The following is a 14,770-nucleotide window of genomic DNA, read 5'->3' as shown; positions in this document are numbered from 1 at the left end:
GGCCCGTTCCCTCTCCGGGGGTGGGGTCAGTCCTCGCCGCGCATGTGACGCACCACCTCGTGCGGCTCGCCGTCCTTGATCACGCGGCCGTGCTCGAGCAGGATCCCGCGCCCGCACAGGTCGGCCACCATGTTGAGGTCGTGGCTCACGATCACGAGGGTCTTGCCCTGATCGCGCAGGAGCCGGATGCGGTCCAGGCACTTGCGCTGGAACGGCTCGTCGCCCACCGCGAGGATCTCGTCCACGAGGAAGATGTCCGGATCGGTGTGCACCGCCACCGCGAAGGCCAGGCGCAGGAACATGCCCGAGGAGTAGAACTTCACCTCGGAATCGATGAAGTCCTCGATCTCCGAGAAGCCGACGATGTCGTCGAACCGCTCGTCGATCTCCGCCTCGCTCATGCCGAGGATCGCGCCGTTCAGGTACACGTTCTCGCGGCCGGTGAGGTCGGGGTGGAAGCCGGCTCCGACCTCGATGAGCCCCGCGATGCGGCCGCGGATCCCGATCTGTCCCGTGTCGGGCGTCAGCACCCCCGAGATGCACTTGAGGAGGGTCGACTTGCCCGAGCCGTTGAAGCCCAGCAGCGCGACGGTCTCGCCTTGGGTGATGGTGAGAGACACGTCCTTGAGCGCATCGAACTCGTTAACGTCGACCATTCGCCGCCGCACGGCACGCGCCGCGAGCTCCTTGAGCGAGTGGACGTGGCGGATCCGAAAGCGCTTGGAGATGCCGTCGACCACGATGCTCTCGTGCGCCATCACAGCTCCTGGGCGAACTTGCGGGAGACGCGGGTGAACACCCGGTCGCCGATGACCAGCAGGACGGTGCACGCCAGCAGCGCAATCCCGCCGCGCAGCATCACGTCGTCGATGATCGCGCCGTCGCGGATGGCCGGGTCCGCCGCCGGCCACCAGAAGGCTCGGTGGAAGAGCTCGACCGCCACGGTGAGCGGGTTGGCCTCGTAGAGCCTGGTCAGCCACGAGTCGGGGCCGAAGTGCTCCTGCACCAGGAGGACGGGATACAGCACCGGTGAGAACCACACCGCGACCATGGTGATCAGGTCGACGGTGTTCTCGATGTCGCGGAACGCGACGTTCACCGCAGCGAAGATCAGACCCAGTCCGAGAGCGAGCGCGATGACGAGCGCGAGGCCGAGCAGCGCCGCCAGCACCGCCATCAGGTCCGGGCGCCACCCCGACACCAGCGCCCCGACGACGAGGATCACGACCTGCGGAAGGAAGTGCACGAGCGCCACGAGCACGGACGCCATGGGGAACAGCTGTCGAGGCAGGAAGATCTTCTTCACCAACGGTGCGTTCTGGACGATCGACCGGGTGGTGTTGCCCAGGATCTCCGTGAACAGGTTGATCACGATGATGCCGCTGAAGAGGAAGATCGCGAACGGTGGCAGCGCCCTCGACAGGTTGAGGAACTCCCCCATCACGAAGTAGAAGACGGCGAACTGCGCGCCGGGCTTGACGTAACTCCATGCCAGCCCCAGGACCGATGCCTGGTAGCGCACGCGCAGCTCCTTGCGCACCAGCAGGGTCAGCAGGTAGCGGTGCGCGAAGACGCTCGTGAGTCCCCTCGCGATTCCGGGCCGCCGCATCCCCTCTGGCAGCGGGCGCAGCGCGGCCTCAGTCATCGTCGCCGGAGCCGTTGTGCGCGAACGTCTCCTTCCACGCTTCGGGCGAGGTGAACTCGGGCATCGACCTGCGGTACTGCGCGCTCAGCCGCGACCAGTCGCGGATCAGGCGCTGGTGCAGGCGCGCGCTGCGTCGCAGGTATGCGCGGAACTTCTTGGGGTCGCGGATGTACATCGAAGCGCCGGTGCCGTCCGCGGACGTCACCACTGCGGAGTCCAGGTGCGACAGCCGCCACCACTTCGCGGCCATGGTCGCCACGCGCTCCTCGGGCACGTGCGTGGCCTCGGGTCGCACGCTCCGGAACTGCTTGGCGACACCGGTGAGGGCGGACGCCAGCGCGGCCGGCACGCCCTTCGGCTGGGTCGGGACCTTGCCGCGCGGCGGCGGACGGTGCCGCTTGGTCATGGGGAAGGCGCCCGGGTTCTTCTCGATGATCGAGTCGGTGAACGTCGCGCGCTTGGCGCGCACCTCGCCCAGCGTGGTGCCGATGGTCGCGTGCAGGTGCTCGGGACCCTCGAGCAGGTCCTCGAGCGCGTCGAGCCGCAGCTCCACCGCCGAGTACTGCAGCTGCAGCAGGTGCTTGACGTCGGACGCGAAGCTGATCCGGGGGAGCCCGCCGCCCCGGCTGTAGGGAGAGTGGAGCATGGCCGCCACCCACCGATTGCGCTGGTGGTAGTAGGCCTGCCAGTCGATCGCATCGTCCTTGTCCTGCCACGGGACGTGCCACACCGCCGCACCGGGCAGCGACACCGTGGGGATGCCGGCGGCGCCCGCGCGCAGGCAGTACTCCGCGTCATCCCACTTGATGAACACCGGCAGCGACAGGCCCACCTCGCGCAGCGCCTCGACGGGGATCAGGCACATCCACCAGCCGTTGTAGTCGACGTCCACGCGCTTGTGGAGCCACCGGGTGGTCCGCAACGGCTCGAGGCTGAAGTCGTGGCGCTCCTCGGTGCCCTCGAGGCCGCCCCACCAGAACGAGTAGCGATTGACGCGCTCGCCGAACGCGTGCAGCGTCGACTTCTCGAACATCGAGAACATGTGACCGCCGACGATGGAGGGGGTGCGCGCGTAGTCGCCGAAGGCCACGGCGCGGGCGATGCCCTCGGGCTCCGCGACGATGTCGTCGTCGAGCAGCAGCACGTATCCGGACTGGCCGGCGTCGAGGGTCTCCGACATGCTTCGGGAGAACCCTCCGGAGCCGCCGAGGTTGCCCTGGCGGATCACGCTCAGGCGGTCCCCGAGCCGCTCGGCGGCCTCGGGGAAGTCGGGCTGGTCCTGCACCAGGTCGTTGCCCTGGTCGACCACGTAGATCCGGTCGATGACGTCCGCCAGCGAGTCGTCGGAGCCCAGCGTGTGCAGCTGCGCCACGCAATAGTCCGGCCGGTTGAACGTGGTGATGCCGATCGACGCCGACGAGCGCTGGCGTGCCGCCGAGGCCTCCACGCTCCACTCGGCGGACTCCATGGTGACCGCGCCGTCGCTCGCGTACAGGTCGAACCAGTACCAGCCGCCGTCGCCGAACGGCGCGAGCGGGAGGTCCACGTCCACGCTGCCATCGGTGGCCTGCACCAAGTCCACGCGCTGCGTGAATCCTCGGGCGTTCGACTTGTGCACCGCCACGGTCGCCGGCCCGGACAGGCGGACGCTGAGGCGCACCGAGGCGACGTCGGTCCAGCGTCGCCAGTACGCGGCCGGGAAGGCGCTGAAGTACGCGGCGAACGAGGCCTCGGACCCGTCGTTCAGCGCCAGCGAGCGCCGGCCCAGGACGTTGGCACCGGCCTCCGCCGGCGACATCGCCGGGTGCAGAGCCGGAGGGATCACCAGCTGCTTGTCGTCCCTCTTCTCGACCGGCGTCGAGGCGCGCGCCATCGTGAAGTCGACGTACAGCGGGAGCGTGTCGGGATCCGCGTCCGGCGGCAGCACCACCCGGTGGACGACCCTGCGCTCCACCTCGGTCTCGTCAGCGGTCGTTGCCGCAGCGGTCGCGGTCATGAGCGGCCTCCGAAGATCCCCGCGAGCTGGTTGTCCACCATGGTCAGCGCCGAGCCGATCGCCATGTGCATGTCCAGGTACTGATAGGTGCCCAGGCGCCCGCCGAAGAACACGTCCTTCTCGCCCTTGATGAGGTCCCGGTACACGCTCAGGCGGTCGCGGTCGGCCGTCGTGTTGATCGGGTAGTACGGCTCGTCGCCGCGCTCGGCGAAGCGCGAGAACTCGCGCACGATGACCGTCTTCTCGCGCTGGTAGTCGCGCTCGGGGTGGAAGTGCCGGAACTCGAGGATGCGCGTGTAGGGCGTCTGCGCATCGGCGTAGTTCATGACCGGGGTGCCCTGGAAGTCGCCGATGGGCAGCACCTCCTGCTCGAAGTCGAGCGTGCGCCACGACAGCTCGCCCTCCGCGAAGTCGAAGTAGCGGTCGACCGGGCCGGTGTAGATGACCGGCACCTGGCCCACGACGGAGTCCTTGGTGACGGGCTGGGCCGGGTCGAAGAAGTCGGTGTCGAGCCGCACCTCGATGCGCGGGTGGTCCGCCATGCGCTCGAGCCACGCGGTGTACCCGTCGACGGGCAGTCCCTCGTACGTGTCGTTGAAGTAGCGGTTGTCGTAGGTGTAGCGCACGGGCAGCCGCTTGATGATCGACGCCGGCAGGTCGCGCGGGTCCGTCTGCCACTGCTTGGCGGTGTAGTCGCGGATGAACGCCTCGTACAGCGGGCGGCCGATGAGGGACACGCCCTGCTCGTCGAGGTTCTCCGGGTCCTTGCCCGCCAGTTCGCCCGCCTGCTCCTGGATGAGCGCACGGGCCGACTCGGGGCCGAGGGCGCTGCGGAAGAACTGGTTGATGGTGCCCAGGTTGATGGGCATCGGGAAGACCTCGCCCTGGTGGGTCGTGTAGACCCGGTGCACGTAGTTGGTGAACGCGGTGAAGCGGTTGACGTAGTCCCACACGCGCTCGTTCGAGGTGTGGAACAGGTGTGCGCCGTACTGGTGCACCTCGATCCCCGTCTCGGGCTCGTTGGCGCTGTAGGCGTTGCCGCCCACGTGCGACCGCCGGTCGAGCACAAGCACGTTCGCGCCGTGCTCCTCGGCCAGTCGCTCGGCAACGGTCAGCCCGAAGAAGCCCGAGCCCACCACCACGACGTCCGTCATCTGAGATCTCCCAAGGTCGTCCGCTGGCGCGCACGGCCGTGCACACAGTCGCGGCTCAGAGTACCTGCGCCCGCGACAGGGGTGCAAAACGGGCGGCCGATGCGCCCGCGGGGCGGTTCACTCACGCACGGGAACGGTGCGGGGCTCGCCTGCGCCCGCAGGATCGTGGCCCTCGAGGCGGGGGTGTGTCACCCAGGCGGCGAGAGCGGCCACCGCTGCCACGTAGGCGAACGGGGTCGCCAGCGCGACCGGTCCGGCCACGCCGAGCGCGTCTCCCATGTCCGCGAGGGAGCCCGTCAGGCCCTCGGACTCGGCCCAGAGCCGACGCATCGCGAAGACCCAGCCGGCAGCGCCGACCACCGCGAACGCGATCACCCCGAGGCCGGTGAGGAGTCGCGTCACGCCCCACGACAGCCGGCGTGTGACGGCCACCCAGGCGAACGCCGCGATGATGATGAAGACGGCGCACGCTGGGTACAGGTAGCGGCCTTGGATCCCACGGAACGCCCCCGTGTTCCAGTAGATCTCCCACGCGTGGTGCAGCGTGATGGCGGTCAGCGCCGCCGGGTAGATGCCGAGGATGAGGATCCGCACCCGGTGCGAGGCCGCCACGAGTCCCACGACGAGCGTCACGGCCGCCGCCGTGACGGCGATGAGATCGAACCAGGCGGGCAGGTCGAGACTGCCTCGCAACGATCCCCAGAACGTGTGATTCATGGTGACCGCCCAGCGCACGATGAAGTGCCCGAGGTCGTATCCCTCGACGGCCACCTCGTTGCGTCCCGAGCCGAAGTTGCTCGGTTGGAGCGCACCGAAGACAAGCAGGTTGCGCACGTACCACCAGCCGCCGATGACGAACGCCGTGAGCATGGCGATGGCGGGCGCGACGATCACTCGCCAGCGCGCACCGAAGGCGCGCCAGGCGGGGATCACGACGGCGATCAGCACCACCGGGATCAGCGCGAGGAACAGCCCCTTGGTGGCCAGCCCGGCGCCGAGCGCCACGCCGGTCGCGAGCGGCAGGCGCCATCCTGGACGCGGCGAGTCCATCGACACCACGCACAGGCACAGGACCGTCGCGGCGATCAGCACCGACAGCGAGTCGTTCGAGACGAGCCCGCCGATGTGGAAGTACTGCGGCACGGCGAGCAGCGCGGCGGTCGCGATGAGCGCGCTCCGTGGCCTGCCAGTCATGCGACGGGCAGCGACGGCGATGGGCACCGCAGCGAGGGCCACCCACAGGTCACCGAGCAGCCGCGCCCCGAGGAGCGCGTGATCCCAGCTCCATCCGTGCGCCCCGAGTCCCCCCAGGATGGTGGCCGTCAGGCCGTAGTACCCCGGCGGGTGCTGCGTCATCCAGTCGGGGTCCCCGGCGACTCCCCGTTCGGCGCCGGACACCGAGTTCAGTGCGGAGCGCTCACCAGCGGGAACGGGCGCCGGCAGTGCGGCGTCTCCATCGAGGGGGTGACCGGCCTCGACCGCCGCCAGGCGAACGGCGTCCAGCATCGGCGCTTCGCGGGGTGCGGGCCAGCCGCCGCCCTCCCACAGGCGCACGATCGAGTTGAAATGGCGCGATTCGTCGACGGTCGTGAACGGCGCGGTCATCAGCGACCACGCGGCGCCCAGCACGAACATCGACGCCACCAGCAGCGCGAGGCCGATGCGCCAGGCTTGTGGCGTACTGGTGAGCCCTGCCCCCGACCGTTGCACAGGCCGTATTCTCGCACAGGGTCCGGCGGCGCCCGCGGGCGGCGATGACCCCACGCGTTCCGGCCCCGTCAGGTATTCTTCGCAAGCCCACCTGATGCGCGCGCGACACCCCCGCGAGTGCCCGGGCGCACGGATCGCGCCGGCTCGGCGCGCACCAGCAAGGAAGGCCCCGCTCCATGATCGACGCCCCCTCCCCGATGCCGAGCTCCCTGTCCAGAGCCGAGGACGGCGAGCGGCGCCACGAGCGCGCAAGCGGTTGGTGGTGGGTCATCGCGGGGCTGGCGGTCGCCACTCTCATCACCGTGATGGTGATGGTGGCCCAGACCGCGTGGGCGCCGCGCACCCCGTGGGATGAGAACGGGGTCTTCCAGCTGGCGCGCGTGATCTCCGGCGAGGACGACGTGCCGCTCATGGCCACCCGCGGCTACTACCCGGGCACCTCGGTGCTCGTCGCCCCGGTCTACTGGTTCACGAGCGACGCGCAGACGGCATACGGATGGGCGAACCTGCTCACCAACATCCTCGCCCTGTCCACCATCGCGCCCCTCGCGGGCATCGCGCGTCGTGTGGGCCTGGCGACGCCGCAGGCCATCGCGGTGAGCGCCATCGCGCTGTGCCTGCCGGCGTACGCGGGCCTGGCCGACTACGTGCTCTCGGAGCAGGTGCTGACGTACTTCATCGTGCTCGCCGCCTACGGGGCCTTCCGCTTCTGGGCGGCGCCCTCCGTCGGATCGGGGGCGCTGCTGATCGGCGCGACGCTCGCCGCGCTGTTCACCCACCCCCGGGCGATCGTCCTCGTGGGCGTCGCGGCGATCTGGCTGGGCGGCCTGGTGCTCGACCGGTCGCGCCGGCGGGCCGCGGCGCTCACGCTCGTGGCGCTGCTCCCGCTTGCGTACGTCACCAAGCTTCTGGCCGACCACCTGGCCTCGCTCGTCCTCGTCGATGCATTCGCCCAAGGCAACTCCCTCTTCAACGCTCTGGCGGACCCGAACCTGCTGCTGATCCTCAAGACCACGTTCCTGCAGTCCTGGGCGCAGACACTGGGAACCCTGGGGCTGCTCGCCTTCGGCGCGGTCGTGCTGGTGGTGTGGGGCTGGAACGAGATCGCCCGCGAGCGGCGGTTCGGCCCGGGAGTCTTCCTGTTCGGCCTCACACTCGGCGGGTCCGCGCTGTCATGGGTCAACTGGGCCGCGGAGGAGAGCCACTTCACCAGTGGTCAGCCCCGATTCGACTCGTGGGTCTACACGCGGTACATCGCGCCCTTCGTCATCATTGCGGTGGTCATCGCCATGGCCGCCCTGCTGCGGCGCATGTCCTGGCCTCTCGTCGCTGCGGCCATCGGCGCGACCGTGGCCGTGAGCGCCGTCGTGGTGCTCTTCATCGCGGACACCATCCCGCTGTGGGGCTCGTCTTACGGGCCGGGCAACATTGCCGCGATACGCGCGTGGGAGGAGATGTGGCCCACGGAGCCATTCGCGACCCCGCTGTCCCCCACGCTGACCAATGACAACCGGTTCTGGCTCATCGCCTCGGTCGCGATGGTGCTCATCCAGCTGTCCATGGTGCTGCTCTCGCGCTTTCCCCGGATCCTCGCCGTGGCGCTGATCGCGGGGACCGCCTTCTACGCGATCGAGGCCGACGAGGACCTCGCGCGGGAGGCGCCGCTGAACCTCGAGCGCGCGCTGGACGACATCGAGAGCGCGTCCGGCGACGACGTGGACGTCATCTCCTTCGAGATGACATGCGATGTGGGCCGCAGCCGCGACACCGCTCTGAACTGGACCGGCTACTGGTTCGCACCCACCGACGTGGACCTGTTCTACGCCGCGGACGGCGAGCAGCCCGAGTCCCCGGTGATCTTCGCGTGCGAATGGTGGGAGGGCGCCGATGCGTTCGGCGCAGTTCCGCTCGACAGCGCACCTTCGTACGGGTACACCGTCTTCATCGGGCCTGGAGACCTCCAGGACGAACTGCGGGGCGAGGGACTGCTCCGCACGTCGTGACCCTCCGGGCGGTCGCGTCCGTCATCGACGGGCGCGTCTCCGGCTAGCGTGACGAGGCGCCGCCGCCGGACGGGCTACGCCCTGCCGGCCGCACCCTTCGCGGCGGTCCGCAGCACGGACACTCCGGCACGTGCCACGCGGCCGATGATGCCGAACTGCTCCATCGCGGTCGCGCGGACCTCGGGCACCTTGGCGTTCAGGGCCTCACGGATCTCGGACTTCGCGGCGTCGAGGGCGGCCATGCGCTCGGCGAACGACTCGATGGTCACGTCGGAGGCCGACATGGCCCATTCGGCCTGACCCACCTGGTCGAGCACCTCGCGGTACTTGTGCGACCACCCGAGCACCAGGGTCGGGACGCTCATCGCGAGCGATGACACCATCGCGTGGAAGCGGGACGCGACGAACAGATCGCAGCGGCCGATCAGCGAGCGGAGCGCCCCAGGGGTCAGCTCGCGGTCCGTGAAGGCGACCTTGTCCGGCGACGCGACGTGCGCGAGGATCTCGCGGCACACGGGGAGGTCGTTGTTGTGCAGCTTGTCCGGGTTGGGCCGGGTCGAGTGCGCCACCAGGAACACCTTGCGGCCCATGACCTCCGTGAGGTGGTCGATGTGGCGGACCACCTCGGCGACGTAGTCGTCGCCGCGCTTCGCGGCGGACTCCCGCAGCACCTGCGAGGGCGAGTAGCCCACGACGTCGCCGCCGTCGAAGAACTCGGACGGGATCGCCTCGTTCGCCAAGGCCTCGTCGCGCAGGGTGACGTCGAGGGTGAAGGCCATGTCGGCGCCCGCGGTGACGTTCGTCAGCCCCAGACCCTCGAGGTGCGAGTGCGTGATCGCTCCGCGGGAGACGATCGCCGCCACCTTGGGCAGGTAGACCTTGGCGAGAGTGCGGTTGAGGGTGCCCTCGAAGGGTCCGAGCGCCTGGGCGCACTTGACCACGGGCGTCTTGAGGTTCAGCGCGGGCAGGATCGACGCCACGTTGTAGACCAGGTACTTCTCGCGGCCGTCCACGAAGGTGATGCCGCCCTGGTCGAGCAGCACGTCGGAATCGGCGATCTCTCCGACCTCCGGCACGTACTTGCGGATCGCACCGCGTGCGGGCGACGCCAGCCGCCACAGCAGCGCACCGCCGTTGATCGCCACGCCCAGACGCAGCGGGGACGCGTCCATGACCCGCACGTTGGCGTGCGTGTTGAGGTCCGCGTCGGAGCGGGGGTACATGCTGAGGTGGACGATGTCGACGTCCGGCTCCTGCTCGGTGAGGTGAGCGATCGAGCTCTCGAGCATCGCCGCCGCACCCCGGTTGCCCGAGAACGCTGATCCGATGATGGCGACCTTCATGTCAGTGACTTCCTCTTCTTGCTCGACAGGGTCAAGATTCCGTACACGCCGGCGATCACAGCATCGGCGATCGTCGCCAGCACGCGCGCCACCAGGGCGATGATGATCGCCTTCCCGGTCCCCACATACGGGGCCGCGAAGAGCACGAACACCGCCTCGCGGACTCCCAGCCCGCTCGGCACGAACACGGCCATGATGCCGACGGCTCCCGCAATAGCATAGGCCGCCCCCAGCGGGACCCACGAGTCGGGGCCCGCTCCGGCCAGGGCCCCGGCGATGAGCGCGACGCCGACCCCGTTGACGATGCGCGGGATCAGGAACGCGGTCTGGAAGCCGAGCGTGGCGCCGAACGGCAGAAAGTACTCGCGCGGGACGTCGCGCTTGAGCGTGCGCCTGCCGAGCAGCGCCACCACACGGTGGAACACGGCGGGGTGCGTCATCAGTGCGAGGGGCACCATCGCCGCGAGAGCGACCCAGACGGTGCCGGTGATCTCCACGGCTTCGCCCCGGGCGACGACCAGGATCGCGAGCATCGGGACGGTGGACCCGAGCAGCAGGAAAGCGTTCTCGTAGACCACCGAGATCAGCACGAGCAGCCGGGAGGTGCCGCGCCGCTGGCCCCACACCACCTTGTTGAGCACGAACCCGACCTGGCCCGGCACATACTTCAGCAGCCACGAGGAGAAGTGGACGCGAATCGACTCGGTCCCGGTGATGGGCTGATCGTCGAGGCGGCGAATGATGCGGCCCCACAGCAGTCCCGAGATCGCGACGGCGAGGACGAACAGCACCGTCGCGGCGAGTGCCCACCACCCCAGTGACAGGTCCTCCTCGCGCAGGGAGTCCCAGTTCGCGGACAGCGACCGTGCGAAGAAGTACGCGACCACGCCGATGATGACGGTCGCGATGGTCGCGCGCATGGCGCGCCCCCGCCACCACGGAGTCCGGCGCGCGGCCGGTGCGCCGTCGGGATCCGGCTCGGAGCCGTGAGCGTCAGTCTCCAAGACGGTTGAAGCTGCGCAGACTCTCGATGTCCTTCTTCTGCGAGTACGCGACGAGGGCATCGGGGTCCGGGAATCCCACCGCGAGCAGCATGATGACGCGCTCGTGCGGCTTGAGCCCAAGCGTCTTGGCCATCTTCGCCTCGAGCGGCTCGAAGTCCGGCCAGTTGATCACCGAAGAGCTGAGCCCGAGGGTCTCGAGCGCGTAGATGAACCCCATGGTCGCGAGCGAGGCGTCGATGTAGGGCACGTGGCGGTCACGGGGCGAGAAGTAGTTCGACAGGTCGCCCTTGACGACGATGACCGTCGGGATCTGGTGCGAGTAGCCCGCTGCTCCGAAGGGGATCCCCGCGATGGTCTTGACCTGCGCCGGGTCGTCGAACACCAGGAACTCGTAGGGCAGGCGGTTGCAGGCCGAGGGCGACTGCCGCGCCACCATCAGCGCCTCATCGATGAGCTTGCGAGGCACCGGCCGGTCCTCGAACCACCGGATCGAGCGGCGGCTGACCGCGAGGTCGAGCATCTGCTCGTAGCTGATGTCCGTGCGCTTGAGGTTCTTCTGCGGATACGGGTGGATGTTCGACGGGGTGCCGAAGCGGGGCAGCGACTCGAAGCGCTGACGCGAGCGCGCGACGCCGGGGTCGTCGTCCGTCACGAGGGAGAAGTACTCGGCGAGGACGTCGTGCGCCCACTGCATCTCTCCCGCGTCGATGTTGCTGATCGAGGTGGGCCGCTCCATGGCGAGCGCGTAGAACTCGACGGTCTCCTCGATGTAGTCGCGCGCGAACACCGCGCGACGGGGCTGCATGAGAATGCCCTTCTCGAGGCGGTGGACGTTGCGGCGCAGCTCGACGTGGTTCGAGCGGTGACGGCCGAGGTTCCGGTAGTACGCACGGCGGCCGGACAGCACCGCGAACTGCTCGCGGTTGTGCGTGAAGAACCCGGGGAGCGAGTACAGCGTCGCGCCCAACCGGGTCGACCCCGCCACCTCGAGGACCGCCCTGTTCGCACCGTTGTAGGTGCGGCGCACCACCGGGTTCGCGAGGGCGGTCTTCGCGAACCTCTTGAGCTTGCCGATCACGTGGTCTCCTTACGCGCCGCTGCCGATGCAGCGTGGCCGTACTGCCTCTCCTTGAGGCGCTCGAGCGTCTGCTCATGCAGCACTCGGTTGGTCTTGAGCAGGTCGGAGAGCACCCCGAGCGCCAAGGACAAGAACGCGCCGATGATCAGCACGGTTCCCAGGATGAGCGACTGGAAGTGATCGCCCTGGTCGCCCATCGCCAGGAGGATCGCGTAGCGCACGAACGGGATGAGGCCCACGGTGACGAAGATGGCCGCGAGGGCCGCGAAGATGCTCCACGGCCGGTACATGATGTACGAGCGCAGGATGGCCTGGCCGGACTTCATCATGTGCTCGCCCATGCTGCTGAACAGCCGCGATTCGCGAGTCTTGGGATTGGTGTCGATCTCGACCGAGGTGATGGCCAGGCGCTTGTTGCCCGCCTGGATGATGGTCTCCATGCAGTAGCTGAACTGCGTGACCACGTTGAGCCGGTAGATCGCGAACTTGGAATATGCGCGGAAGCCCGATGCGGCATCGGGCAGGTCGGTCCCCGCGGCCCGGTTGACCACCCAGGACCCGAATCGCTGCATGGTCTTCTTGAAGGCCGAGAAGTGCTCGATCGTGTGCGTCTGCCGGTCGCCGATCACGATGTCGGCCTCGCCCGCGAGGATCGGGGACACGAGGTCGCCGATCCGCTCCTGCGGGTACTGGTTGTCGCCGTCCGTGTTCACCACGATGTCCGCGCCGTGCGAGAGCGCGTAGTCGAGGCCGTCGCGGAACGACGTCGCCAGCCCCATCGGCCGCGCGTGGCGCAGCACGTGGGCGCCATGCTCGCGCGCGATCTCACCGGTGCGGTCCGTCGAGCCGTCGTCGATCACCAGGAGCACGATCTCGTCGATCCCGTCGATCTGACGAGGGATGCTCTGGAGCACGGTGGGGAGGGTCTGTTCCTCGTTGAGGCAGGGGACCTGGACGAAGAGCTTCACCCACACATTCTATCGTGCGCGCCCCGAGCGGCCTCTCAGCGCGTCAGTCGCTCCCCGCGGGCGCTGCACGTCGCGTCAGCATCCGGTAGGAACGCCGTCGCAGGCCGGTCGGAGCAAGGCGGTAGGTGCCGCGAATCGCCAGGTTGCGGGCGAACTGCCTGCGGTTGGTGAAGCCGATCCGGCGCATGCCGCGCTGCAACTGGAACTCTGCCTGGAGCTGCCGCACGCCGCCGCGGCGCGCATATGCGCCCGAGTCGACGCGGTAGCCGAGCAGCGGCTCGACGATGTTGTCCGTGCGAGCGCCTGCGTCCAGCATGCGCACCCACAGCCAGTAGTCCTCCATCTGGCCCATCGGCAGGTAGCCGCCCGCAGCACGCACCGCGGCCCGCCGGTACACGACCGTGGGGTGGTTGAAGGGCGAGCGAAAGCGGGCGTAATCCCTGATGCCGGCGCCGGTCGGGGGCACGCGCTTGCGCATCGTCTGGCGCAGATCGCCATGGAACTCGACGAGGCCGGAGCCCACGAGATCGAGGCCCGGCGACAGCAGGTCGAGCTGGCGGGCGAACCGCTCCGGGAAGGACAGGTCGTCCGCGTCCATGCGGGCCACGATCTCGTGAGCGCACGTGTCGAGCCCCACCGTCAGGGCATTGGCAAGGCCGTCGTTGACGTCGAGCTCGATGTGACGCAGCGGGACGGTCGAGGCCTGCGCGAGGTCGGCGACGGCGTCGTTCAGGTCATCGCCGACGGGCCCGTCGCGCACCATGACCACCTCGTTGGGCGGCCGGGTCTGCTCGTCCACGCTTGTGCGGAAGGCGTCGCGCAGGAACTCGGCGCGGTCGCCCGCGTAGTACGGCAGCAGCAGGCTGAAGCGATCGTCAGTCACCCGAACCACCGCCAGCCGAGCCGTCCATTGCTGCCGCCAGAACCTCATCGTTGGGTCGCGGGTCCGTGCGCCAGCCGTCTCGCCAACCGCGCGCGCCGGCGGATCGCAGCACCCGCCGGCCCTCCGACCGTGCGTACGTCCGTCCCCAGCGCGCAAGCGACGATGCGCCATACAGCGCCTTCTCGAGCGCACCCAGGGAGGGGGAGCGGCGCAGCATCCACACCTTGTTGCGCACCTCGTAGTAGAAGCGCTCACCGGGGTCCACGTCGGTGGCGCCGAGCTTCACGGTCTTGTGGACCACCACGCTGGCGGGCACGTGGAGACCCAGCCGCGAGCGCAGGACGCGAGTCGAGAACTCGAAGTCGTCGTTCCAGATGAAGTAGTCGGCGACGGGAAGACCGTCCTCAGCGACCGCATCGGCCGCCACCAGCATTGAGACGAACGAGGTCGATCGCACGCTCATGCAGCCGTGCGCAGCCGCCGCGTCGCGGCGCGCGCGGCTGTCCAGCGGGCGCGGGCGCGGGGTGTTCATCGGGTGCTCCGAGCCGTCGAACCACACCACGCGGGAACCGGCGATCGCCGCGCCCGTGGTGGTCGCGGCGCGCAGCAGCTCCTCGAGTGCGGTGGGCTCGGGGATCGTGTCGTCGTCCATCAGCCACACCCAGTCGGCGGCGTGGTCCTCGATGGCGCGCCGCAGACCCACCGCGAAGCCACCCGCGCCGCCCGTGTTGACCGCGAGTTCGACGACGTCCGCGCCGGGGGACACCTCGCGTGCTGCGTCGACCGAGCCGTCCGTGGATCCGTTGTCCACGACCACGAGCGCCGCGCACTTCGTGGTCTGGTCGCCGATGGCCGCGAGCGCCTCGCGCAACAGGTCACGACGGTTGTACGAGACCACGACCGCGACCACGCGGGGAGGGGCCGAGGGCGGGGAGGACATGCGCCAAGTCTGCCAGCACTCGGAGCACTCGGGGGGATCATCGGGG

Annotated in this window: 12 protein-coding genes; 1 reads left to right on the top strand and 11 read right to left on the bottom strand. The window is 69.2% G+C overall.

The window, feature by feature from the left end; all coding sequences use genetic code 11:
- Positions 1-26 precede the first annotated feature (26 nt).
- The 5 genes from ACNI14_RS10385 to ACNI14_RS10365 form a co-directional block, all read right to left on the bottom strand.
- The gene (locus tag ACNI14_RS10385; RefSeq protein WP_420519957.1) at positions 27-758 is read right to left on the bottom strand and encodes an ABC transporter ATP-binding protein; all 732 of its coding nucleotides are present in this window, start codon (positions 756-758) and stop codon (positions 27-29) included.
- Entirely contained in the window at positions 758-1,645 is an 888-nt protein-coding gene (locus ACNI14_RS10380) for an ABC transporter permease (protein WP_420519955.1), read from the bottom strand. Before ACNI14_RS10380 ends, ACNI14_RS10385 begins: the two co-directional genes overlap by 1 nt.
- A complete protein-coding gene (locus tag ACNI14_RS10375) occupies positions 1,638-3,641 on the bottom strand; it encodes a glycosyltransferase (protein WP_420519954.1) in 2,004 nt (667 codons plus the stop codon). The genes ACNI14_RS10380 and ACNI14_RS10375 overlap by 8 nt, the downstream gene beginning before the upstream one ends.
- Positions 3,638-4,795: a UDP-galactopyranose mutase gene (gene glf, locus ACNI14_RS10370; RefSeq protein ID WP_420519953.1), complete on the bottom strand. Its 1,158-nt coding sequence runs from the start codon at positions 4,793-4,795 to the stop codon at positions 3,638-3,640. Before glf ends, ACNI14_RS10375 begins: the two co-directional genes overlap by 4 nt.
- A 117-nt stretch (positions 4,796-4,912) precedes the next feature.
- Positions 4,913-6,505, bottom strand: coding sequence for a DUF2142 domain-containing protein (locus ACNI14_RS10365; protein WP_420519952.1), 1,593 nt, complete (start codon positions 6,503-6,505; stop codon positions 4,913-4,915).
- A gap of 176 nt (positions 6,506-6,681) precedes the next feature.
- On the opposite strand from ACNI14_RS10365, the gene ACNI14_RS10360 reads away from it, so the two are divergent.
- Positions 6,682-8,508: a hypothetical protein gene (locus tag ACNI14_RS10360; RefSeq protein WP_420519951.1), complete on the top strand. Its 1,827-nt coding sequence runs from the start codon at positions 6,682-6,684 to the stop codon at positions 8,506-8,508.
- A 74-nt stretch (positions 8,509-8,582) separates the two neighbouring features.
- Here ACNI14_RS10360 and ACNI14_RS10355 read toward each other — a convergent pair whose 3' ends face one another.
- The 6 genes from ACNI14_RS10355 to ACNI14_RS10330 all read right to left on the bottom strand — a co-directional run bounded on the left by ACNI14_RS10355 (position 8,583) and on the right by ACNI14_RS10330 (position 14,724).
- The gene (locus tag ACNI14_RS10355) at positions 8,583-9,851 is read right to left on the bottom strand and encodes a polysaccharide pyruvyl transferase family protein (protein WP_420519950.1); all 1,269 of its coding nucleotides are present in this window, start codon (positions 9,849-9,851) and stop codon (positions 8,583-8,585) included.
- Positions 9,848-10,771, bottom strand: coding sequence for a lysylphosphatidylglycerol synthase domain-containing protein (locus tag ACNI14_RS10350; protein ID WP_420519949.1), 924 nt, complete (start codon positions 10,769-10,771; stop codon positions 9,848-9,850). The genes ACNI14_RS10355 and ACNI14_RS10350 overlap by 4 nt, the downstream gene beginning before the upstream one ends.
- 73 nt (positions 10,772-10,844) lie before the next feature.
- A complete protein-coding gene (locus ACNI14_RS10345) occupies positions 10,845-11,933 on the bottom strand; it encodes a nitroreductase family protein (RefSeq protein WP_420519948.1) in 1,089 nt (362 codons plus the stop codon).
- A complete protein-coding gene (locus ACNI14_RS10340; protein WP_420519947.1) occupies positions 11,930-12,901 on the bottom strand; it encodes a glycosyltransferase family 2 protein in 972 nt (323 codons plus the stop codon). Before ACNI14_RS10340 ends, ACNI14_RS10345 begins: the two co-directional genes overlap by 4 nt.
- 43 nt (positions 12,902-12,944) lie before the next feature.
- The gene (locus tag ACNI14_RS10335; RefSeq protein ID WP_420519946.1) at positions 12,945-13,784 is read right to left on the bottom strand and encodes a glycosyltransferase; all 840 of its coding nucleotides are present in this window, start codon (positions 13,782-13,784) and stop codon (positions 12,945-12,947) included.
- Positions 13,777-14,724, bottom strand: a complete 948-nt coding sequence (locus tag ACNI14_RS10330; RefSeq protein WP_420519945.1) for a glycosyltransferase — start codon at positions 14,722-14,724, stop codon at positions 13,777-13,779. Before ACNI14_RS10330 ends, ACNI14_RS10335 begins: the two co-directional genes overlap by 8 nt.
- Between the last annotated feature and the right edge of the window lie 46 nt (positions 14,725-14,770).

This window comes from Demequina pilifera (assembly GCF_048814985.1).
In the GTDB taxonomy this organism is placed as follows: Bacteria; Actinomycetota; Actinomycetes; order Actinomycetales; family Demequinaceae; genus Demequina.
This window is presented reverse-complemented; position numbering and strand designations above follow the sequence as displayed.

What these genes read in the sequence shown, in the direction of transcription:
- ACNI14_RS10385 (WP_420519957.1), bottom strand. Translation starts at nt 758, where the DNA reads ATGGCGCACGAGAGCATCGTGGTCGACGGCATCTCCAAGCGCTTTCGG.
- ACNI14_RS10380 (WP_420519955.1), bottom strand. Translation starts at nt 1,645, where the DNA reads ATGACTGAGGCCGCGCTGCGCCCGCTGCCAGAGGGGATGCGGCGGCCC.
- ACNI14_RS10350 (WP_420519949.1), bottom strand. Translation starts at nt 10,771, where the DNA reads ATGCGCGCGACCATCGCGACCGTCATCATCGGCGTGGTCGCGTACTTC.
- glf (WP_420519953.1), bottom strand. Translation starts at nt 4,795, where the DNA reads ATGACGGACGTCGTGGTGGTGGGCTCGGGCTTCTTCGGGCTGACCGTT.
- ACNI14_RS10355 (WP_420519950.1), bottom strand. Translation starts at nt 9,851, where the DNA reads ATGAAGGTCGCCATCATCGGATCAGCGTTCTCGGGCAACCGGGGTGCG.
- ACNI14_RS10330 (WP_420519945.1), bottom strand. Translation starts at nt 14,724, where the DNA reads ATGTCCTCCCCGCCCTCGGCCCCTCCCCGCGTGGTCGCGGTCGTGGTC.
- ACNI14_RS10375 (WP_420519954.1), bottom strand. Translation starts at nt 3,641, where the DNA reads ATGACCGCGACCGCTGCGGCAACGACCGCTGACGAGACCGAGGTGGAG.
- ACNI14_RS10360 (WP_420519951.1), top strand. Translation starts at nt 6,682, where the DNA reads ATGATCGACGCCCCCTCCCCGATGCCGAGCTCCCTGTCCAGAGCCGAG.